Annotated in this window: 16 protein-coding genes; 6 read left to right on the forward strand and 10 right to left on the reverse strand. The window is 73.0% G+C overall.

The genetic code is table 11. The features are described from left to right. Window positions 1-318: 318 nt before the first annotated feature. From proC to ACIQM4_RS09255, 4 genes are all read right to left on the reverse strand, one after another. Entirely contained in the window at window positions 319-1182 is an 864-nt protein-coding gene (gene proC, locus ACIQM4_RS09240) for a pyrroline-5-carboxylate reductase (protein WP_401588285.1), read from the reverse strand. A 139-nt stretch (window positions 1183-1321) separates the two neighbouring features. Continuing rightward, window positions 1322-2131: an ABC transporter permease gene (locus ACIQM4_RS09245; RefSeq protein ID WP_401588287.1), complete on the reverse strand. Its 810-nt coding sequence runs from the start codon at window positions 2129-2131 to the stop codon at window positions 1322-1324. 26 nt (window positions 2132-2157) lie between these two features. Next, window positions 2158-2943 carry an ABC transporter ATP-binding protein gene (locus tag ACIQM4_RS09250; protein ID WP_401588290.1) on the reverse strand — a complete coding sequence of 262 codons (786 nt, stop codon included), beginning with the start codon at window positions 2941-2943 and terminating at the stop codon, window positions 2158-2160. 416 nt (window positions 2944-3359) lie between these two features. Then, window positions 3360-3881, reverse strand: coding sequence for a hypothetical protein (locus ACIQM4_RS09255; protein ID WP_401588293.1), 522 nt, complete (start codon window positions 3879-3881; stop codon window positions 3360-3362). 487 nt (window positions 3882-4368) lie between these two features. Between ACIQM4_RS09255 and ACIQM4_RS09260 the strand changes: the two genes are divergently transcribed. Further along, the gene (locus ACIQM4_RS09260; protein ID WP_401588296.1) at window positions 4369-6801 is read left to right on the forward strand and encodes a PQQ-binding-like beta-propeller repeat protein; all 2433 of its coding nucleotides are present in this window, start codon (window positions 4369-4371) and stop codon (window positions 6799-6801) included. A 46-nt stretch (window positions 6802-6847) separates the two neighbouring features. Here the strand turns inward: ACIQM4_RS09260 and ilvD are convergent, their stop codons facing one another. From ilvD to ACIQM4_RS09280, 4 genes are all read right to left on the reverse strand, one after another. After that, entirely contained in the window at window positions 6848-8698 is a 1851-nt protein-coding gene (ilvD, locus tag ACIQM4_RS09265; protein WP_401588299.1) for a dihydroxy-acid dehydratase, read from the reverse strand. Between the two features lie 115 nt (window positions 8699-8813). Further along, a complete protein-coding gene (locus ACIQM4_RS09270; protein ID WP_401588301.1) occupies window positions 8814-9596 on the reverse strand; it encodes a TetR family transcriptional regulator in 783 nt (260 codons plus the stop codon). Continuing rightward, window positions 9593-10426 carry a sugar phosphate isomerase/epimerase family protein gene (locus ACIQM4_RS09275; protein WP_401590061.1) on the reverse strand — a complete coding sequence of 278 codons (834 nt, stop codon included), beginning with the start codon at window positions 10424-10426 and terminating at the stop codon, window positions 9593-9595. The genes ACIQM4_RS09270 and ACIQM4_RS09275 overlap by 4 nt, the downstream gene beginning before the upstream one ends. A gap of 65 nt (window positions 10427-10491) precedes the next feature. After that, entirely contained in the window at window positions 10492-11424 is a 933-nt protein-coding gene (locus tag ACIQM4_RS09280; protein WP_401588304.1) for a Ppx/GppA family phosphatase, read from the reverse strand. A gap of 54 nt (window positions 11425-11478) precedes the next feature. On the opposite strand from ACIQM4_RS09280, the gene ACIQM4_RS09285 reads away from it, so the two are divergent. Continuing rightward, window positions 11479-12321 carry a hypothetical protein gene (locus ACIQM4_RS09285; RefSeq protein ID WP_401588306.1) on the forward strand — a complete coding sequence of 281 codons (843 nt, stop codon included), beginning with the start codon at window positions 11479-11481 and terminating at the stop codon, window positions 12319-12321. A 266-nt stretch (window positions 12322-12587) separates the two neighbouring features. Here the strand turns inward: ACIQM4_RS09285 and ACIQM4_RS09290 are convergent, their stop codons facing one another. Next, a complete protein-coding gene (locus tag ACIQM4_RS09290; RefSeq protein WP_401590064.1) occupies window positions 12588-14399 on the reverse strand; it encodes a hypothetical protein in 1812 nt (603 codons plus the stop codon). Window positions 14400-14667: 268 nt separating this feature from the next. On the opposite strand from ACIQM4_RS09290, the gene radA reads away from it, so the two are divergent. Beyond that, window positions 14668-16068: a DNA repair protein RadA gene (gene radA / locus ACIQM4_RS09295; RefSeq protein ID WP_401588308.1), complete on the forward strand. Its 1401-nt coding sequence runs from the start codon at window positions 14668-14670 to the stop codon at window positions 16066-16068. Window positions 16069-16179: 111 nt separating this feature from the next. Beyond that, window positions 16180-17313 (forward strand): DNA integrity scanning diadenylate cyclase DisA, encoded by a 1134-nt coding sequence (gene disA, locus ACIQM4_RS09300; protein ID WP_401588311.1) that lies wholly within the window; start codon window positions 16180-16182, stop codon window positions 17311-17313. A gap of 497 nt (window positions 17314-17810) precedes the next feature. On the opposite strand, the gene ACIQM4_RS09305 is transcribed toward disA, so the two are convergent. Continuing rightward, window positions 17811-18689, reverse strand: a complete 879-nt coding sequence (locus ACIQM4_RS09305) for a hypothetical protein (RefSeq protein WP_401588314.1) — start codon at window positions 18687-18689, stop codon at window positions 17811-17813. Between the two features lie 185 nt (window positions 18690-18874). Between ACIQM4_RS09305 and ACIQM4_RS09310 the strand changes: the two genes are divergently transcribed. Beyond that, window positions 18875-19501 (forward strand): phosphatase PAP2 family protein, encoded by a 627-nt coding sequence (locus tag ACIQM4_RS09310; RefSeq protein ID WP_401588317.1) that lies wholly within the window; start codon window positions 18875-18877, stop codon window positions 19499-19501. Window positions 19502-19552: 51 nt separating this feature from the next. Next, complete coding sequence (locus ACIQM4_RS09315) at window positions 19553-20518, forward strand: A/G-specific adenine glycosylase (protein ID WP_401588320.1); 966 nt, start codon at window positions 19553-19555, stop codon at window positions 20516-20518. Window positions 20519-20628 lie beyond the last annotated feature (110 nt).

Below are 20628 nucleotides of genomic sequence, written 5' to 3' on the forward strand. Positions count from 1 at the left end.
GGGCCGTTCCGACGAGTGAGACATTAGCGGAGTCCGGGGCCCCGATGCCAATCGGGGTGCGCCCTCTCGAACGCGGATTCCTCATTTCGCAAAAGTGCACACCGAAGCAATGCGACGGAGAGTCGTCTGCTCGAAGTGGTTGATGCGGAATGACTGTCCGGGGACCGGCCGGAGCCGGTACTCACAGTCGGACAGCTCGGAGAACATTACGTATCGGCTAATCGCGTGTCAACCCCGGGCGTGGGGCGGCCCGGCACACCATGGATGAGGCGTGCCGGGCCAGGCGGGGCGCTGCCCGTGCGGTGAGGGTGCTGGAGGTCAGCCGTTGCCGGAGGCCAGTTCCTTGCTGCGGTCCCTGGCGGCTTCCAGGGCAGCGATGAGTGCGGCCCGTACCCCGTGGTTCTCCAGCTCGCGGATGGCACTGATGGTGGTGCCGGCCGGGGAGGTGACGGCCTCCCGCAGCTTCACGGGGTGCTCGCCGCTGTCGCGGAGCATCACCGCGGCGCCGATGGCGGCCTGCACGATCAGGTCGTGTGCCTGGGCGCGGGGCAGGCCCAGGAGGATGCCGGCGTCGGTCATCGCCTCGACGAGGAAGTAGAAGTAGGCCGGGCCCGAGCCGGAGAGAGCGGTGGCCGCGTCCTGCTGGGACTCGGGGACGCGGAGCGTCTTGCCGACCCCGCCGAAGATCTCCTCGGCGTGGGCGAGGTGGGCGGGGGTCGCGTGGCTGCCCGCCGAGATGACGGACATGGCCTCGTCCACGAGGGCGGGCGTGTTCGTCATGACGCGGACCACGGGGGTGCCGGCGGCGAGGCGCTCCTCGAAGAACGAGGTGGGGATGCCGGCGGCGCCGCTGATCACCAGGCGGTCGGCCGGGACGTGCGGGGCGAGTTCGTCGAGGAGCTTGCCCATGTCCTGGGGCTTCACGGTCAGGATGAGGGTGTCGGCGCGCTTGGCGGCCTCGGCGTTGGTGACGGACTCGACGCCGTAGCGGGTGCGGAGTTCCTCGGCGCGTTCGCTGCGGCGGGCCGTGACGAGGAGGTCGGCCGGGCGGCGGCCACCGCGGATCATCCCGCTGAGGAGGGCTTCGCCGATCTTGCCGGTGCCGAGGACCGCGACGGTCTTGGGCCTCGGCGCGGGCGCGTCAGGGGTGGCGCTGTGCGTTGCGTCTGTCTGCTGGGTCATGCGGGAAACCCTCCGGGGAGGTGGAGCTCGGGTATCTGGACATCCTTGCACCGGGTCGGCGGGGGACGGCGGAGTGTCCGAGGGGTGGAGGGGGCCAGGACGGGGTGAGGGGCGGGGAGGGGCGCAGACGGGTGGCGGGTCAGGGGGTGCGGCGGCGGAGGGTGGCGGCGCCCAGGCAGAGGACCAGGAGGGCGACCGCGGCGACGACCGTGATGCTGCGGACGAAAGCGGCCGTGATCTCGGCGTGGGTACGGATCTCGTTCATGGCGTCCACCGCGTACGACATGGGCAGGACCGTGGAGATCGCTTCCAGCACGGGGTGCATGGAGGCGCGCGGGGTGAGCAGACCGCAGAGGAGCAGCTGCGGGAAGATCACCACCGGCATGAACTGCACCGCCTGGAACTCCGACGCCGCGAACGCCGACACGAAGAGGCCCAGTGCCGTGCCCAGCAAGGCGTCGAGAAGGGCCACCAGGAGCAGCAGCCAGGGGGAGCCCACGACGTCCAGGCCCAGCACCCAGACCGCCAGCGCGGTGGTGAGAGCGGCTTGGAGCAGGGCGAGTACGGAGAAGGCGAGTGCGTAGCCGCCGATGAGTTCCGCCTTGGCGAGGGGCAGGGCGAGGAGGCGTTCGAGAGTTCCGCCGGTGCGTTCGCGCAGGGTGGCGATGGAGGTCACCAGGAACATGGTGACCAGCGGAAAGATCCCGAGGAGCGAGGCTCCCACCGCGTCGAAGGGGCTGGAGCCGGCCCCCGTACCTGCTCCTCCGCCTCCGCCACCTCCTCCGTCCGCCGTCGCCGACGTGTCGAAGACGAAGCGCAGGAGCGTGATCATCACTGCTGGTACCAGCAGCATCAGGGCCGTGGCGCGGGGGTCGTGGCGCAGTTGGCGCAGGACGCGGGCCGCAGTGGTGAGGGTGCGGTGCGCGGACGGCGATGGCAGCGGGGACATGACGGTCCCTTCCGGGGGCGGGCGGGTCAGGCGGCCGGGGTGTCGACCATGCGGAGGAAGGCTTCTTCGACTGTTGGGGCGCCGGTACGGGCGCGAAGGGCGTCCGGGGTGTCCTGGGCGAGGATCTCGCCGTCGCGCATGAGCAGGAGGTGGTCGCAGCGTTCGGCCTCGTCCATGACGTGCGACGAGATCAGCAGGGTGGTGCCGCGGTCGGCGGCGAGGGCGTGGAAGAGGTCCCATAGGTCGCGGCGCAGGACCGGGTCCAGGCCGACCGTCGGTTCGTCGAGCACGAGCAGCTCCGGGGTACCGAGGAGCGCCACGGCGAGGGAGACACGGCTGCGCTGGCCGCCGGAGAGGTTTCCGGTGAGGGCGTCGGCGTGGGTGGTGAGGTCGACGTCCGCCAGCGCGCGGGCGACGAACTCGGCACGGCGGTCGGCGGCGGCCCGGCCGGGGGCGAGGATCGCGGCGAAGTAGGCCAGGTTCTGGCGAACGGTCAGGTCGGCGTAGACGGACGGGGCCTGCGTGACGTAACCGATGCGGGGGCGGAGGGCCGGGTGCCCGGCGGGCCGGCCCAGAACCGTGAGGGTGCCGGTGACCTTGGCCTGCGTCCCGACCACCGCGCGCAGCAAGGTGGACTTGCCGCAGCCGGAGGGGCCGAGAAGGCCGGTGATCCGAGCGGGCGGGAGCTGGAAGGTGAGGTCACGGACGACGGGTCGGGAGCCACGGGTGACGGTGACGGACCGGGCGGCAAGCGCGGGGGTGTCGGCAGGGGGCTGGGGGCGGTTGTCATGGCGGCTCCCTGACTTATTCATCGTGTGATGAATTGTGCTGCGCACGGGCCGGACGCGTCAAGGGCGGGGAGGGGGGGTGGGTTGGCCGCGGGGGCGCGGGGACGCGGGGACGCGGGGACGCGGGGACGCGGGGACGCGGGGACGCGGGGACGCGGGGACGCGGGGACGCGGGGACGCGGGGACGCGGGGGCCGGGCACGCGGGGGCCGGGCACGCGGAGCCGCGGAGACGCGGGAAATGACGCCGGCATTCGTCGCCGACGTTTGGGGAGGTTTGCCGACAGTGGGGGCGGTTCGCCGACGCCGGCATTCGTCGCCGACGTTGAGGGCGGTTCGCCGACAGTGGGGGCGTTCGTCAACCCTTGGCTTCGTTCGTCAACCCCTGGCTTCGTTCGTAAGCCCTTGGGGGTGGGGTTCCTCGGCTGTCCTCGGGGTTCCGCTACTTGCGCTTCGGCTTCTTCTTGCGTGCGGCGGGGTTGCCGGTGCGGGTGCCGCGCCTGCGTTCGTACTGGGTGAGGGCCGTCTCGTACTCCTGGCGGTGGAGTTTCTCGCCGGGCGCCTCGGTCAGGGAGCGGAAGAAGTAGGCGAGGAGCGAGCCCACGAAGCCGATGGCCTTCAGGCTGCGGAGGGACTGCTCGCGCGCCGGATCCGCAGGGCGGGCCGAGAATCCTTCCCAGGTCTTGCGGAAGGCAATGGCGCTGCAGATCGCGAACATCACGACGACGAGCATCCCTACGATGCCGCCGACGTCGGCGATCTGGAGGCCTTGGTAGGCGAAACGGAGCAGGAGGCAGCCGGCGACCGCCGCCACGATCGAACCGCCCGCCGCGCCGACGCGGCGCAGTGCGTAGCCGTTGTCGTGGTGCACCCAGGTGGTGCCGAAGAAGCGGAGGGGCTCGGGCCGGGGCCCTGCCGGGGTGGTGGGGGCGTCGGAGTCGGCGTTCTGGGGGTTCTCGCTCACGGGGTCGATTATCCCTGGGGTTCGGTGCGGGAGGGGCGGGGCCGGACGCGGAGCCGGGTGAAAGGCCGCGCGGTGGTACGAGTGCGGTTCGTGCGCGCGGTTTGCGGCCGGCCGACCCGGCTCACGGAGCGCCTCCCTGCGCAGGGGGCCCGGGGGCATCCAACCGCTCCCGTCCCGGCTTACGGCCCGCCTCCCCGTCCCGAGGCCCGGGGGGCATCCAACCGCTCCCGTCCCGGCTCACGGCCCGCCTCCCCGTCCCGCACCCCCCTGGGGCCGACCCCCGTCCCGGTTCCCGCCTCCCCGTCCCGCCCCCCCCCGGGGCCGACCCCCGCCCCGCACCCCCAAAGACCGACCCCCGTCACGCCCCCCGGCACCCGCCCGCCCCGCGGGTGGTGCATTTCCGTTTTGGGGGTTCGGGGGGCTCGTGCGTTCTAGGGTGAGGGGACCACGCACTTCTCCCGGTCAGGGAGTCGAAGGGAGCTGAGCCGTGTCGCTCGCGGCGGACGATCCTCGGGTCATCGGGGACTACCGGCTTCTCGGCCGGCTCGGAACCGGCGGCATGGGCACCGTCTATCTCGGCGCCTCCCCCTCCGGTCGTGAGGTCGCCGTCAAGGTGATCCACGAGCAGTACTCCGCCGACCCCGACTTCCGGACCCGCTTCCGGCAGGAGATCGCCGCCGCGCGCAGGGTCAGCGGTGCCTTCACCGCGGCCGTCCTGGACGCCGATCCGGACGCCGTACGGCCGTGGATGGCGACCCAGTACGTACCCGGCCCCACCCTCGCGGAGCTGCTGGACGCACAAGGGCCGCTCGCAGAGGCCGAGTTACGGCTGCTCGCGCTCGGTCTCGTCGAGGCGTTACGGGACATCCACCGCGTCGGCGTCGTCCACCGCGACCTCAAGCCCGCCAACGTACTCATGGCCCATGACGGGCCCCGGGTCATCGACTTCGGCGTCTCGCGGGCCGTCGGCAACCGCGCGCTGACCGTCACCGGGCATGTGATGGGCACCCCGCCCTTCATGTCGCCCGAGCAGTTGAACAGCCCCCGCACCATCGGCCCCGCCTCCGACGTCTTCTCGCTCGCCACACTGCTCGTGTACGCGGCCGTGGGGCGTGGCCCGTTCGACGCGGACAGCCCGTACATGACGGCGTATCAAGTGGTGCACGAGCCTCCCGTCCTCGACGGCCTGCGCGAGCCGCTGCGCGGCATTCTGGAGTACTGCCTGCTCAAGGAGGCCCAGGACCGGCCCGAAACGGACGAGCTGGCCGCGCTGTTACGGAAGTGGAAGCCCGGGAGCGCTTCCGGGGCCGGGCCCGGTGCCCCGACCCCGGGGACCGGTACAGAGGGCGAAGGCGCGGCCCTCCGCGTCCGCATGCATGAGGGCGACGGCGCGAGCAAGCGTGAGGGCGACGGCGTCAGCGTGGGCAGGGGCGACCGCGTCGGCGCGGGTGGTGGGGGTGTCCGCGCCGACACCGACACCGGCACCGTCGTCGTGCGCCGTCAAGTTCCCGTCGGTGACCGGCCCACCCCGCCGCCCCGGCGCCGTTCCCTGTCCCGCCGTGCCCGGTTCGGGTCCGCCGCGCTGGTGGCCGTCCTCGGGGCCGGTGGGCTCGTCCTCTTCCTCAACTCTCCCGGTGACCAGGGACCGGGCTCCCCGGGCAGGAGTGAATCCGACGGGAAGGAGCCGCCCGCCGTCCAGCGGTCCTGGCAGACCGCGCTGCCCACCGCCACGGGCGCGTTCGGGCCGTTCGCCGAGGTCCGCTGCACCCTGTCGGGCAACGCCGTCCACTGCGGGGGCGGCAGCCTCAGGGCCGTACGGCTGGACGTCGCCACCGGGTCCACCCGCTGGCGCGCGCCCGAGCCACCCACCGTCCCCGGCACCCAGGAGGGCAACGACTCCTCCCCCTCCGCTGCCGCCGCCAAGGGCGCGGTGGTCTTCGTCGTCGAGACCGTCTCGGACTCGTCCCGCCGGCTGGCCGCCCTCGACACCCGGGACGGGCACCGCCTCTGGCACCGGCCCGTCGGCGGCTACGACTCCCCCGCCGTCCTGGACGACCTCGTCGTCACCCCCGACGCGGCCCGGCGCGCCGTCGTGGCCCGCGACCCCCGCTCCGGCGCGACCCGCTGGTCCGTGCCGAATCCCGCCGGGCAGTTCTGCTCGCCGTTCGTACTCGAAGGGCAGTTGTACGGGTCGTGCGCGCGCCCCGACGACGGCGCCGCGCCCAGGAGTTACGTCCGCTACGCGAAGACCGACGGCCGGCGGGCCGCGCTGGTGACGCGTGGCCGGGACCACGACGTCGTGGGGGCCGGCCGGGGTCTGCTGGTCCTCGCCAGGTGGGGCCGCCCCGGCGACGCCGCCGAGCACGCCAACCACGAGGGCAGTTACTCCTCGCTCCTGCTGGTCGACCCCACCGGCGCCCGCGCCCCGCGCACCCTCGCCCTGCCCGGCGCCCCCAAGGGCCGTCCGGTGCTGCTGGGCGACACGGTCTACTTCGTGCACCACTGGGGCACCGTCTCCGCGTACGACGTCAGGACCGGCGCCCCGCGCTGGAGCAGGGACCCGGGAGTGCGGGGCCTGGGCGTACCGGGGACCGACGCCGCGGGCGCCACCCTGTTCGTGCCGAGCCTCAGCGGCCAGGTGCTCGCGCTCAACTCCCGTACCGGCAAGGAGGTGTGGCGCTCCGCGCACCGCGGCGCGCCCCCGGCCGCGTACCACGACACCGCGGTCCTGCGGGCGGGTGGCCTGCTGGTGGTCACCGGTACGAGCGGCGAGGTCTTCGCCCTCGACCCGAAGGATCCGGGCCTGCGTCCCGGCAACGGCGCGGACGACGTCCGCAGGCCCGGCGGCGACGCGCCACCGCCCCCTCCGCCACCCCGGAGCGGGAGTGTCGGAGAGGGCGGAAGCGGGGGCCGAGGATAGGGGCGGGGCGGGGCGGCAGCTGTACCGATCGGCCCCCCCTGGGGGGTCAGCCCAGCTTCGAGACGTCGCGCACCGCGCCCCGGTCCGCGCTCGTCGCCATCGCGGCGTACGCGCGCAGCGCGGCGGACACCTTGCGCTCGCGGTTCTTCGGGGCGTAGACCCCGCCGAGTGCCTCGCTGCGCTCCGCCAGTTCCTGGTCGGACACGAGGAGTTCGATCGTACGGTTCGGGATGTCGATGCGGATGCGGTCGCCGTCCTCGACGAGCGCGATCGTGCCGCCCGACGCGGCCTCCGGCGACGCGTGGCCGATCGAGAGGCCCGAGGTGCCGCCGGAGAAGCGGCCGTCGGTGATCAGCGCGCACTCCTTGCCGAGGCCGGTGCCCTTCAGGTACGAGGTCGGGTAGAGCATCTCCTGCATGCCGGGGCCGCCCTTGGGGCCCTCGTAACGGATGACGACGACGTCGCCCGCCTTGACCTCCTTGAGGAGGATCTTCTCGACGGCCTGCTCCTGCGACTCGCAGACGACGGCCGGGCCCTCGAAGGTCCAGATCGACTCGTCCACGCCCGCCGTCTTCACGACGCAGCCGTCGACGGCGAGGTTGCCCTTGAGGACGGCCAGTCCGCCGTCCTTGGAGTAGGCGTGCTCGACGGAGCGGATGCAGCCTTCCTCGGCGTCGGTGTCCAGGGTGTCCCAGCGCTCGGACTGGGAGAAGGCGGTGGCGGAGCGGACGCAGCCGGGGCCCGCGTGCCACAGCTCGACGGCGTCGGGGGCCGGGGAGCCGCCGCGCACGTCCCAGTTCTTGAGCCAGTCGGCGAGGGAGGGCGAGTGCACCGAGTGCACGTCCTCGTTGAGGAGTCCGCCCCGGTAGAGCTCGCCGAGGATGGCGGGGATGCCGCCGGCCCGGTGCACGTCCTCCATGTAGTACGTACGGTTCTTGGCGACGTTCGGCGCGACCTTGGCGAGGCAGGGGACGCGGCGCGAGATCTCGTCCATCTCCGGCAGGCCGAAGTCCAGCTCGGCCTCCTGGGCGGCGGCGAGGAGGTGCAGGATCGTGTTGGTGGAGCCGCCCATGGCGATGTCCAGGGCCATGGCGTTCTCGAACGCGGCGCGGCTCGCGACGGCGCGGGGCAGGACGCTCGCGTCGTCCTGCTCGTAGTGGCGCTTGGTGATCTCGACGATCGTGCGGCCGGCGTCCTCGTACAGGGCGCGGCGTGCGGTGTGCGTCGCGAGGGTCGAGCCGTTGCCCGGCAGGGCGAGGCCGATGGCCTCGGCCAGGCAGTTCATCGAGTTGGCCGTGAACATGCCGGAACAGGAGCCGCAGGTCGGACAGGCGTTCTCCTCGATCCGGAGCATGTCCTCGTCGGAGATCTTGTCGTTGACCGCGTCGGACATCGCGTCGACCAGGTCGAGGGTACGGACCGTGCCGTCGACGAGAGTGGCGCGTCCGGACTCCATCGGGCCGCCGGAGACGAAGATCGTGGGGATGTTGAGGCGGAGCGCCGCGTTCAGCATGCCCGGGGTGATCTTGTCGCAGTTCGAGATGCAGATCAGGGCGTCGGCGCAGTGGGCCTCCACCATGTACTCCACGCTGTCCGCGATGAGGTCGCGGGACGGCAGCGAGTACAGCATTCCGCCGTGGCCCATCGCGATGCCGTCGTCGACCGCGATGGTGTTGAACTCGCGGGGCACCGCGCCCGCCGCCAGGATCGCGTCCGAGACGATCCGGCCGACCGGGGCGAGGTGGGTGTGGCCGGGGACGAACTCGGTGAAGGAGTTGGCGACCGCGATGATCGGCTTGCCGATGTCCTCGCTCGCTACACCGGAGGCGCGCATGAGCGCGCGGGCGCCTGCCATGTTGCGGCCGTGGGTGACGGTGCGGGACCTCAGCTCGGGCATCGGGTTCACTTCCCAGGAGTACGGATTCGTAGCGCCGGCCGACGGTACGACTGGCACCGAGCGTACGCCCCGGATCCAGGATCCGGACAGCTTGTCCGGATGACGGAACGACTGTTCAGATTTCGGTCAGATAGCGCTGGAGGGTGGGCGCGACCATCGCCACGATGTCCTCGACCTCCGCGGAGGCCAGCGGCTCGACCTCCAGCGCGTACCGCACGATCGCGATGCCGATCATGTGCGAGAGCGCCAGCTCGGCCCGGAACGTCGGTTCCGGTACGTCCAGGTCCGCCGCGACCCGCTCCAGGACGCGGCGCAGCACGAAGCCCCGCAGCACCTTCGCCGCCGCCTCGTGCGTCAGCGCGGACCGTACGACGGCGAGGAGCGGCCCCCGGGTCGCCGGGTTCTCCCACACCCCGAAGAAGAAGCGGGCGATGCGCTCGCCGATGTCGTCGACGCCCTGGCCCAGCAGGGACTCCAGGGCGAGGGCCGGCTCGAAGGACACCTCGACGGCCGCCGCGAAGATCTCGTCCTTCGTACCGAAGTAGTGGTGGACGAGCGCCGGGTCGACCCCCGCGGCCCTGGCGATCGAGCGCACGGAGGTCTTGTCGTAACCGCGCTCGGCGAACTCGGTGCGGGCGGCGGCCAGGATCCGGTCCCGGGCGGCCGGGACGGTCTCCCCGGCGGCGGCCCGGGGAGGGCGGCCGCGGCGGCGCCGGGTGGGGGGCGGGGTCGTCGGGGTCGTCGGGGCCGGGGTGGGAGTGGGAGTGGGCTCCGGGTCGGGTCCCGGGTCGGGGGCAGGGTCGGAGCGCGTGTTGGGTCCCGGGTCGGGGGCTGGGTCCGGGCCCCGGTCGGGTCCGGGGTCGGCGCCCGGGGGCTGCGGGGGTGGGGGCTTCGTCATGGGCCCTGGAGGCGGGCCTGGGGCCTCGCCGACGCCAGGTGCAGGCGGGTGAAGGCGAGGGCCTCGGCGAGGTCGGCCTCGCGTTCGGCGGACGACATGGCCCGGCGGGTGTTGACCTCGACGACGACGTGACCGTCGAAGCCGGTGGCGGCCAGCCGTTCCAGGAGTTCCGCGCAGGGCTGGGTGCCGCGGCCCGGCACCAGGTGCTCGTCCTTGGCGGAGCCCTTGCCGTCCGCGAGGTGTACGTGGCCGAGCCGCTCACCCATCCGGTCGATCATGGCCATGGCGTCGGTGCGGGCGGTCGCGGTGTGCGAGAGGTCGACCGTGAAGTGCCGGTAGTCGTCCTTGGTGACGTCCCACTCAGGGGCGTACGCCAGCATCTCGCGGTCCTTGTAGCGCCACGGATACATGTTCTCGACGGCGAAGCGGACGTCGGTCTCCTCGGCCATCCGCCAGATCCCGCTCACGAAGTCACGGGCGTAGTTGCGCTGCCACCTGAAGGGCGGGTGGACGACGACCGTCGACGCGCCCAGCCTCTCGGCCGCGGCCTGCGCGCGCTGCAGTTTGACCCACGGGTCCGTCGACCACACCCGCTGGGTGATCAGCAGGCAGGGCGCGTGCACGGCGAGGACCGGGACGCCGTGATGGTCGGAGAGTCTGCGCAGCGCCTCGATGTCCTGGCTGACGGGATCCGTCCACACCATGACCTCGACACCGTCGTAGCCGAGGCGTGCGGCGATCTCGAAGGCCGTCGCCGTCGACTCCGGGTAGACGGAGGCGGTGGACAGCGCGACCTTCGCATCGGGGATGCGTACCACTGGTTTCGCCACTTCTGCCACGAGGGACAGCGTACGGTCCCCTTCCGGTCCGGCGGCGCGCGGAGGTCTCCGTACGGTCATGCGGAGGGGAGGCGATCCAGCCGTCGCAGGATGACTCCCTCGCGCAGCGCCCACGGGCAGATCTCCAGGGTCGTCGCCTCGAAGAGGTCCATCGCACCCTCCGCGACCAGGGCTCCTGCCAGGAGTTGGGGAGCGCGGTCGGCGGAGACCCCGGGGAGCTGGGCGCGCTGCTCGACCGTCATCCCGGCCAGTTTCGGCACCCATTCCCGCAGCGAACTGCGACTGAGCTCACGTTGGACGTACAGACCCTCGGCCGAGCGGGCGGCGCCCCCGATCCGGGCGAGCTGACGGAACGTCTTGGAGCTGGCCACCACATGGTCCGGCGGCCCGAACCGGGCAAATTCCCCCACCGTACGGGCGATTTGTGCGCGTACGTCCTTTCGTAGGGCCCGTACGTCCTGGGCATCGGGCGGATCCCCCGGGAGGTGCCCCGCCGTGAGCCGGCCGGCGCCGAGCGGGAGGCTGACGGCGATGTCCGGGTTCTCGTCGAGCCCGTACGCGATTTCCAGCGAGCCGCCGCCGATGTCGAGCAGCAGCAGCTTGCCCGCCGACCAGCCGAACCAGCGGCGGGCGGCCAGGAAGGTCAGCCGGGCCTCGTCCTCGCCGGACAGGACCTGGAGGTCGGCGCCGGTCTCCTCGCGCACCCGGGCCAGCACGTGGTCCGCGTTGCTCGCCTCGCGGACCGCCGACGTCGCGAACGCCATCACGTCCTCGCAGCCCTTGTCCTCGGCCGCCTCCATGGCTTCGCCCACGGTGCTGACCAGCCGGGTTATCCCGACGGAGTCGATCGCACCCTCCTCGTCCAGCAGCTCCGCGAGGCGCAGTTCCGCCTTGAAGGAGTGCGCGGGCAGCGGGCGCGCGCCGCGGTGGGCGTCCACCACCAGCAGGTGCACCGTGTTCGAACCGACGTCGAGGACTCCGAGTCTCATGTACGGAACGCTACTGCGGCGCGCCGCGGCCGCTGCTGCGCCTACCCTTGCCCCGTGCCAAAGACGAAAAAGGCGAAGCCGGAGAAAGCCGCGAAGCAGCCGAAGCCGGATGCGGTGGCGGAGAGCGACGAGCAGGGGCTCGACTTCGCCCGCGCGTGGGTGGAGTTCCCCGACCCGGAGGACGAGGAGCAGGTCTTCCGGTGCGACCTGACCTGGCTCACCTCGAAGTGGACGTGCATCTTCGGCAGCGGCTGCCAGGGCATCAAGCTCGGCCGGGCGGACGACGGTTGCTGCACGCTCGGTGCGCACTTCTCCGACGAGGACGACGAGCAGCGGGTCGCCGGTCACGTGGCGCGGCTGACGCCGGACATCTGGCAGTTCCACGACGTGGCGAAGACCACGAAGGGCTCCAAGGGGCCGCACGGCGGCTGGGTCCAGGAGGACGAGGACGGGGACCGGCAGACGCGGCGCTGGGAGGGCTCGTGCATCTTCCAGAACCGGCCGGGGTTCGCGGGCGGCATGGGCTGCTCGCTGCACATCCTCGCGCTCAGGGAGGGCAAGGAGCCGCTGGAGACCAAGCCGGACGTGTGCTGGCAGCTGCCGGTGCGGCGGACGTACGACTGGATCGAGCGGCCGGACGACACGAAGATCCTCCAGGTCACGATCGGTGAGTACGACCGCCGCGGGTGGGGCCCCGGCGGCCACGACCTGCACTGGTGGTGCACGTCGGCGACGTCCGCGCACGGGGCGGGGGAGCCGGTGTACGTGTCGTACCGGCCGGAGCTGACGGAGCTGATGGGGGCGGGGGGGTATGCGCGGCTCGCCGCCCTGTGCGAGGCGAGACTCGCCTCGCAGCTGCCACTGGTGGCTCCGCATCCGGCGGATCCGGGGCGGTGAACTTGCCCCTTGCGGGGCGGGGGGGCTTGCCCCTTCCGGGGCGGGGAGGGTGTTGTGCGGGTGCGTCGTGGCTGGTCGCGCAGTTCCCCGCGCCCCTAAATGCCTGCCCTCGGGCCCCTCGGTCCTCGGAGAGGCCCTGCCCCCACTCCCCCCTCAGCCCCCTTGGGCAGCGGGGCCGCCCCCCGGGGGCGGGACGGGTGGGCAAGGGGGCGGCCCCTCGCGCGGAGCGGGGGCCTTGGCGACCGGCCCGCCTCGCGACCGTGCCCTCAGCCCTGGCCGCCCTGCGAGCCATCCGTCGGCGGCGGGGTGCTCGGGGGCGGCTCGCTCCCGGGCGGTGACGTGCTCGGCGGCGTCGTGGGCGGGCTCGTCGGCGGGGACGTCGGCGGAGAAGTGGGCGGCGACGTCGGCGGAGAAGTCGGCGGCGAGGTGGGCGGCGACGTGGGCGGATGCGTCGGCGGATGCGTCGGCGGATGCGTCGGCGGATGCGTCGGCGGATGTGTGGGCGGAAGCGTGGGCGGGGGTGTCGGGCCCGGGCCCGGCGGTGGAGGTGGGGGCGGAGGGGACGGGACTGCGGATCCCCGGCCCGTCACCGATATCACCGCACCCGAGGGCGACACCCCGAGCCTGGCCGTCCAAGGCTCGGCGGGCTCCCTAGCACGGTCCACCGTGATGTAGACCGTGAACGACTCGCCCGGTGCGAGAGTTCCCGAGGTCCGACTCAGGTGCAGCCACCCCGCGTTGGCCCACATCGACCACGCGACCGGCCCGCCGCCCGACACCGTCAGCCGTACCACCGTCGTATGGCCCGAGGTCTCCGCGGTCACCGCGAGCCGTCCCGCGCCCGGCGGCGCCGAGACCCGGCCTGGGGTGAGGACCTTCACCGACACGTCCTGCCCGCCCCCGCCCCCGCCTCCACCGCGGCCGGGCTCACCGTGCGCGTTGCCCGTGTTCTCGTACGCGTCGCCGCCGCCCTCGTACGGTGTGCCGTCGGGCCCCGGTACCCCGTCCTCCTCGCTCGCCGTCACCGATGCCCCCCGGGGCCCCTCCCCCGTGACGGGCGCCCCGCGGTACGCCGCCCACAGGGCGATCACCGGCGCAGCGACGACGGTCGCGACCACCGTCGTCGTCAGCGCCCTCGTACGGAGGCGTTCGCGGCGGGCCGCCCGGTCCTTGGGGTCGAGCGGGAACCCCTCCCGGTCGAAGCGCGGTGTGCCGCTCCTCGGCACCCGCGGCGCGTGCAGCATCGCCACGTAAGCCGCCGCCCGCGGTGCCTCCACCAGCGGCAGCCGGCCGGGGGACGCGCCCGTTCCCGGCCACGGCCCGCCCGCGCCCACGCGTTCGGCCGCCTTGCGGCAGACCGGGCAGTCGTCGACGTGCCGCACGAGCTCACCGCGCAGGGCCGTACTGAGCAGGACCTGGTCGTCGTCGGTGAGGCGGGTGACGGTCGGACAGTTGCCGCTCTCCACGACGATCAGGGCCGCCCGGGTGCGCTCCACCTCGCACGCCGCCGCGGCGAGCAGTTCGCGGGCGGCCGGCCGGTCCAGCCCCAGGACCGCCGCGACCTGCCCGGCACCGAGCGTGTGCCGCACCGCCAGCTCCAGGGCCTCGCGCTGCTCCGGTGTGGTGCCGGCCGCCTCGGGCCAGGCGAGCAGGGCGAGATCGGCGTGCCGCCTGCGCGCCACGCTCTGCTCGACCGGGAGTTCCGGTTCCGGTACGGCCGCCGGCGGGCGGTGGGTCCGGTGTCCGCCGTGCGCGCCCTGGCGGCGGCGCTTCTCCTCGGTGAGGCGGCGCAGACAGGACCAGCGGGTGAGGGCGTAGAGCCAGGCCCTGCGTTCCGGTTCGGCGCCGGGACAGCGTCCGTAACTGCGTTCGGCGAGTGCCAGGACGTCGCCGAGCACGGCGGTGGCCACGTCGTGGTCGCGCAGCACCGAGAGGGCGTAGGTGAACAGGCCGTCCAGGTACGGCTCGTAGCGCGACGGGGGCCGCTGGGCGAGCGTGCGGGGCGCACGCCGGCGCGCCCGGTGCGCCCCGGTGATCCCGGCGCCTTCCGTGCCGCCGGTGTCTCCGGAGCTGTCGATGCCCCCGAGACCCTCGGTGGTGCCGGTGTTCCCGGTGCTCTGCGTGGGGTGCTCCCGCCTGCTGGTCGTCACCCGGCAGACCGTAGGGGCGCCGTGCCCGCCCCCTGGCTCTCCTTGAGTCCTTTTAATCCGTACGGGTGAACAGATCCCTCGAAAGAGTTCAGGAATCCCATGTTCCGCCCTCTTCCGCCCCATACCGGTGGCCTATGCCCTCACGCACCGCGACCGCCCGGCGGGGGTTGTCGGTGGTCGTCTGTACGGTGACGGCATGGCTGCCCGTACGAAATCCGCGAAGGACCGGCCGTCCTACCGCTGCACCGAGTGCGGCTGGACGACCGCCAAGTGGCTCGGCCGCTGCCCCGAGTGCCAGGCCTGGGGGACGGTCGAGGAGTTCGGCGCGCCCGCGGTCCGCACCACCGCCGCCGGCCGGGTCTCCAGCGCGGCCCTGCCCATCGGCGAGGTGGACGTCCGTACCGCCACCGCCCGTTCCACCGGCGTGCCCGAGCTGGACCGGGTGCTGGGCGGCGGTCTGGTGCCCGGCGCCGTGGTCCTCGTCGCGGGCGAGCCGGGCGTGGGCAAGTCGACGCTGCTGCTGGACGCCGCGGCGAAGGCCGCCGACGAGGAGCACCGCACGCTGTACGTCACGGCGGAGGAGTCGGCGAGTCAGGTCCGGCTGCGCGCCGACCGCATCCATGCGCTCAGCGACCACCTCTACCTCGCGGCCGAGACCGACCTCGCCGCCGTCCTCGGCCACCTGGACGCCGTCAAGCCCACCCTGCTGATCCTGGACTCCGTGCAGACCGTCGCGTCCGCCGAGCTCGACGGCGCACCGGGCGGCGTGGCCCAGATCAGGGAGGTGACGGCGGCCCTCATCCGGGCGTCCAAGGAACGCGGCATGGCCACCCTCCTGGTCGGCCACGTCACCAAGGACGGCAACATCGCGGGTCCGCGCCTGCTGGAGCACCTCGTGGACGTCGTCCTCTCCTTCGAGGGCGACCGGCACGCCCGGCTCCGGCTGGTGCGCGGGGTGAAGAACAGGTACGGGGCCACGGACGAGGTCGGCTGCTTCGAGCTGCACGACGAGGGCATCACCGGCCTCACCGACCCCTCGGGGCTCTTTCTCACCCGCCGTGACATCGCCGTCCCCGGCACCTGTCTGACCGTGACCCTCGAAGGCCGCCGTCCGCTGGTCGCCGAGGTCCAGGCGCTCACCGTCGACTCGCAGATCCCCTCCCCGCGGCGCACCACCTCCGGTCTGGAGACCTCCCGCGTCTCGATGATGCTGGCGGTGCTCGAACAGCGCGGGCGCATCACCGCGCTCGGCAAGCGCGACATCTACTGCGCGACGGTCGGCGGCGTGAAGCTGACCGAGCCCGCGTCCGACCTCGCCGTCGCGCTCGCCCTCGCGTCGGCGGCCAGCGACACCCCGCTGCCCAAGAATCTGGTCGCGATCGGCGAGGTGGGGCTCGCCGGAGAGGTCCGCCGGGTCACGGGCGTACAACGAAGACTGGCCGAGGCGCACCGGCTCGGCTTCACCCACGCACTGGTCCCGACCGACCCCGGCCGTGTCCCTGCCGGGATGAAGGTGACCGAGGTGGCCGACATGGGGGCCGCCCTGAGCGTCCTTCCGCGCCGGTCTCGCGCACAGGCCCCACGGAGTGAGGAGTAGCGCCGGTAGACTTTGCCCTGGTCTCGCCTGTCCACCGCGTCCGCGAGGCGAAGTTGACCGCCCCGGGCAGGGGCGGACCCGACCCGTGACCCCCGTGACCGGAGGAGTGCAGTGGCAGCAGGCGACCGGGCCTCATCACCCGGAAAGTCCGGCGGAGGCTCCAGCAACTCCGGCAACGAGGCCCAGATCCGTGCCTCGCTGAGCGCCGTCGCCCCCGGCATGGCGCTGCGCGACGGCCTGGAGCGGATCCTGCGCGGCAACACCGGCGGGCTGATCGTCCTCGGTATGGACAAGACCGTCGAGTCGATGTGTACGGGCGGCTTCGTCCTGGACGTCGAGTTCACCGCCACCCGGCTGCGTGAGCTCTGCAAGCTCGACGGCGCGCTCATCCTCGACAAGGACATGACGAAGATCCTGCGGGCGGGCGTCCAGCTCGTCCCCGACGCCTCGATCCACACCGAGGAGACGGGCACCCGGCACCGGACCGCGGACCGTGTCTCCAAGCAGTGCCACTTCCCCGTGGTGTCGGTGTCGCAGTCGATGCGGCTGATCGCGCTGTACGTGAACGGGGAGCGGCGGGTCCTTGAGGAGTCCGCGGCGATCCTCTCCCGCGCGAACCAGGCGCTCGCCACCCTTGAGCGGTACAAGCTCCGCCTGGACGAGGTGGCCGGCACGCTCTCCGCGCTGGAGATCGAGGACCTGGTGACGGTCCGCGACGTCACGGCGGTCGCCCAGCGGCTGGAGATGGTGCGCCGGATCGCGACGGAGATCGCGGAGTACGTGGTGGAGTTGGGCACCGACGGGCGCCTCCTCTCCCTCCAGCTCGACGAGTTGATCGCGGGTGTGGAGCCGGAGCGGGAGCTCGTCGTACGGGACTACGTGCCGGAGCCGACGGCGAAGCGGTCGCGGACGGTGGCGGAGGCGCTGACGGAACTGGACGCGCTGACCCACAGCGAGCTGCTGGAACTGCCGACGGTGGCGCGTGCCTTGGGCTACAGCGGGTCGCCCGAGACCCTCGACTCGGCGGTGTCGCCGCGGGGCTACCGGCTGCTCGCCAAGGTACCGAGGCTGCCGGGGGCCATCATCGAGCGCCTGGTCGAGCACTTCGGAGGCCTGCAGAAGCTCCTCGCGGCGAGCGTGGACGACCTCCAGACGGTCGACGGCGTCGGCGAGGCAAGGGCCCGCTCGGTACGCGAGGGCCTCTCCCGCCTGGCGGAGTCCTCGATCCTGGAGCGGTACGTGTAGCTCGGGCGCGTGCCGGGGGAAACATCCCTGGGGCGCGGGGAACTGCGCGCCCAGCCCCCACCCACCCGCACGTTCCGCTCCTCGCCAGGGGGCACCTCCTAGGGGCGCGGGGAACTGCGCGACCAGCCACGACGCGCCCGCACGTTCCGCTCCCTCGCCCAGGGGGCGCCCTTCAGGGGCGCGGGGAACTGCGCGATCAGCCACGACGCGCCCGCGCGAAGGAATCGCACCCCGCAAGGTCGGTCCGCCGCAAGAGGGGTGCGCTCCGCGCGAGGGGCCGCCCCCTTGCCCACCCGTCCCGCCCCCGGGGGGCGGCCCCGCTGCCCAAGGCGGCTGGGGGTGGGGAGGGTAGAGGGAAGGGGCGGCCCGCGGCCCAAGAGGGCTGGGGGCGGGGAGGGTAGAGGGAAGGGGCGGCCCGCGGCCCAAGAGGGCTGGGGGTGGGGAGGGTAGAGGGAAGGGGCGGCCCGCGGCCCAAGCGGGCTGGGCGAGGCCGAGGGTCAGTCCTTGGCGAGGGAGATGGAGGCGGGGGTCTTCGCCCCGGCGAGTTCCACGAGGTAGGTGCCGGGAGCGACCTCCGGCCCCGCCGGCCCGTCGCACTTCTGCGCGTCGCTGCGCGTACGGTCCCACTCCAGCGCGTGCGTCACCGTCGTCCTGGCCGGCACCCGCAGCAGGAGCGACCTCGCGCCCCTGGGGCAGTCCTTCGACGACCAGACCGTCTCGTTCGCCGCGTTCTTGATGTCCACGGTCGCCTCCTGCGGGCCGAAGTCCATCTTGCAGTCCGCAGCCGTCGTGTTCTTCGCGACCAGCTCGAACTTCGGCTTCTCGTCGACGGGGACCTGGACCTTGATCGCGCGGATCGTCAACTCCACCGAGCCCGGCAGGCAGTTCGGGAGCGGTGAGTCGGCCGGAACCTGCTGCCCCGCGCCGCCCGTACCGCTGCCACCGCCCGTGCCCGCCCCGGCGCCGCCGATGCCGGTGCCGGTGCCGCCAGTACCGCCCGTACCGGCAGCGCCCCCCGCGCCGTCCGCCCCGCCCGAGTCGCCGCCTGCCGAGTCCGCGCCGTCGGTGCCCCCGGTGCCGGGGTCCGTACCGCCGGTGTCCGTACTGCCGCCGCCCGTAGCGCCGTTGCCGCCGGTGTCACGGCCGCCCGGTTCGCCCGGGACCACGGGGCCCGAGCTCGACGGGCCGGGGGTGATCGAGGCGGCGGGCGAGGGGGCGCCGCCTCCCCTGCCGTTCCTGTCGTCGTCGCCCCCGCCGGAGAGCGTGATCCAGAGCACCAGCACCACCACCAACGCCAGCAAGGACAGCCCGACGGCCCTCCGTCGCCAGTAAATGGAGGAGGGGAGCGGCCCGACTGGATTACGCAGAGATCCCACGGCCCGAACTCTACGAGAGAAGAGGCCTCAACTCCTGCCCCACCCGCCGCTGTCGTGGCAACTTTTGCCGATCATCATTCCGGATGAGGAGGACCGACCCCTACTTTCGTCGTGCCCGGTCACGCACCGGAGTCGACGATCGGCGATTGTGAACGGCACCCGTCCATTCCGTAACGTCTGTGGCCATGGAAAGCAGCAGCGCGCTCTACCGCGCCATCCTCAACTTCGCGCACTCCACTCCCGGCTGGTTCCAGTACCTCGCCGAGATATGGACGGAGCTGGGGCTGCTGGTCTCCGCGGCCCTGTTCGTGGTCGTCTGGTGGCGGGCCCGCGGCGACAGCGCGGCGTCCGTGGCGGTCGCGGTGCTCGCACCGCTGGCGACGGGAGTGATGTACGTCGCCAGCGAGCTCGCCAAGTCGTTCATCCACGAGGACCGGCCCTGCCGGGCCGTCGCCAGGGCCGCCAGGCCGCTGGTGGAGTGCCCGCCCGTCGGGGACTGGTCGTTCCCCAGCAACCACTCCGTCATCGCGGGCGCCGCCGCCATGGGGCTGATCCTGGCCTGGCCGCGGCTCGCCGTGTGGATGGTGCCGATGGCCGTGCTGATGGCGTTCTCCCGGGTGTTCGTCGGCGTGCACTACCCGCACGACGTGCTGGTGGGCCTGCTGGTGGGTGCGATCGGCGCGGGAGTGCTGGTGTGGGGCGGCGCGCGGCTCGCCCAGAGCACGGTCATGTGGATGCGGGCGAGCAGCCTCGGGCTGCTGGTCTGGTTCGCGGGTCCGGGCGGCGGCCGTCGCACACGCAGCCTGACATGAGCTTGTCGTACGGCGGTCCGCACTCCGTTTCGTGCCAGGATCGGAGGTGCCATGACTGCGACCACTGAGTTCAAGCCCGAGTTCACGCCCGAGTCCGCCTCCGAGACCGCGCCCGTGACCGTGCCCGACCAGCACGGCGGCGCGCTGCCCGTCCTCCACCCCGACGTCAACCTCTGGTTCGAGGGCAACGCCCGCGATCTCCCCTGGCGGCGCCCCGAAGCGGGTCCGTGGGGTGTGATGGTGAGCGAGTTCATGCTCCAGCAGACGCCCGTCAGCCGGGTCCTGCCGGTCTACGAGCAGTGGCTGGCCCGCTGGCCGCGCCCCGCCGACCTGGCCGCCGAGCCCTCCGGTGAGGCCGTCCGCGCCTGGGGCAGGCTCGGCTACCCGCGCAGGGCCCTGCGTCTGCACGGCGCGGCCACCGCCATAACGGAGCGGCACGGCGGGGACGTACCGTCCGAGCACAGCCAGCTGCTCTCGCTGCCCGGCATCGGCGAGTACACGGCTGCCGCCGTCGCCTCGTTCGCGTACGGACAGCGGCACGCGGTGCTCGACACGAACGTACGGCGCGTGATCGCGCGCGCGGTGACCGGCGTCGAGTACCCGCCGAACGCGACCACCGCCGCCGAGCGCAAGCTCGCCCGTGCGCTGCTGCCCGACGACACGGCGACGGCAGCCCGCTGGGCGGCGTCCTCGATGGAGCTCGGGGCGTTGGTGTGCACCGCGAAGAGTCCGGAGTGCGGGCGCTGTCCGATCGCGGCGAAGTGTACGTGGCTGCAGGCCGGAAAGCCCCCGCACGTGGGTCCCGCGCGGCGCACCCAGACGTACGCCGGAACGGACCGGCAGGTGCGCGGGCGGCTCCTCGCCGTACTGCGCGAGGCCGTGACTCCCGTACCGCAGCGGTCCCTTGACGCGGTGTGGCACGAGCCGGTGCAGCGGGCGCGCGCGCTGGACGGGTTGGTGGCGGACGGCCTGGTGGAACCGCTGGCGGGCGGCGTCTACCGGCTTCCGCAGAGCTGAGCCGCGTCCGGGCCACTCGTCGTTACACAACCGATGGGCAGCCGTGCGCCGTCCGAGCGCTCACCCGCACAACCCCGTGACAACGCCTCCGTAATTTCAGGTCCACAGGG

Source organism: Streptomyces sp. NPDC091272 (assembly GCF_044757485.1).
Classification (GTDB): Bacteria; Actinomycetota; Actinomycetes; order Streptomycetales; family Streptomycetaceae; genus Streptomyces.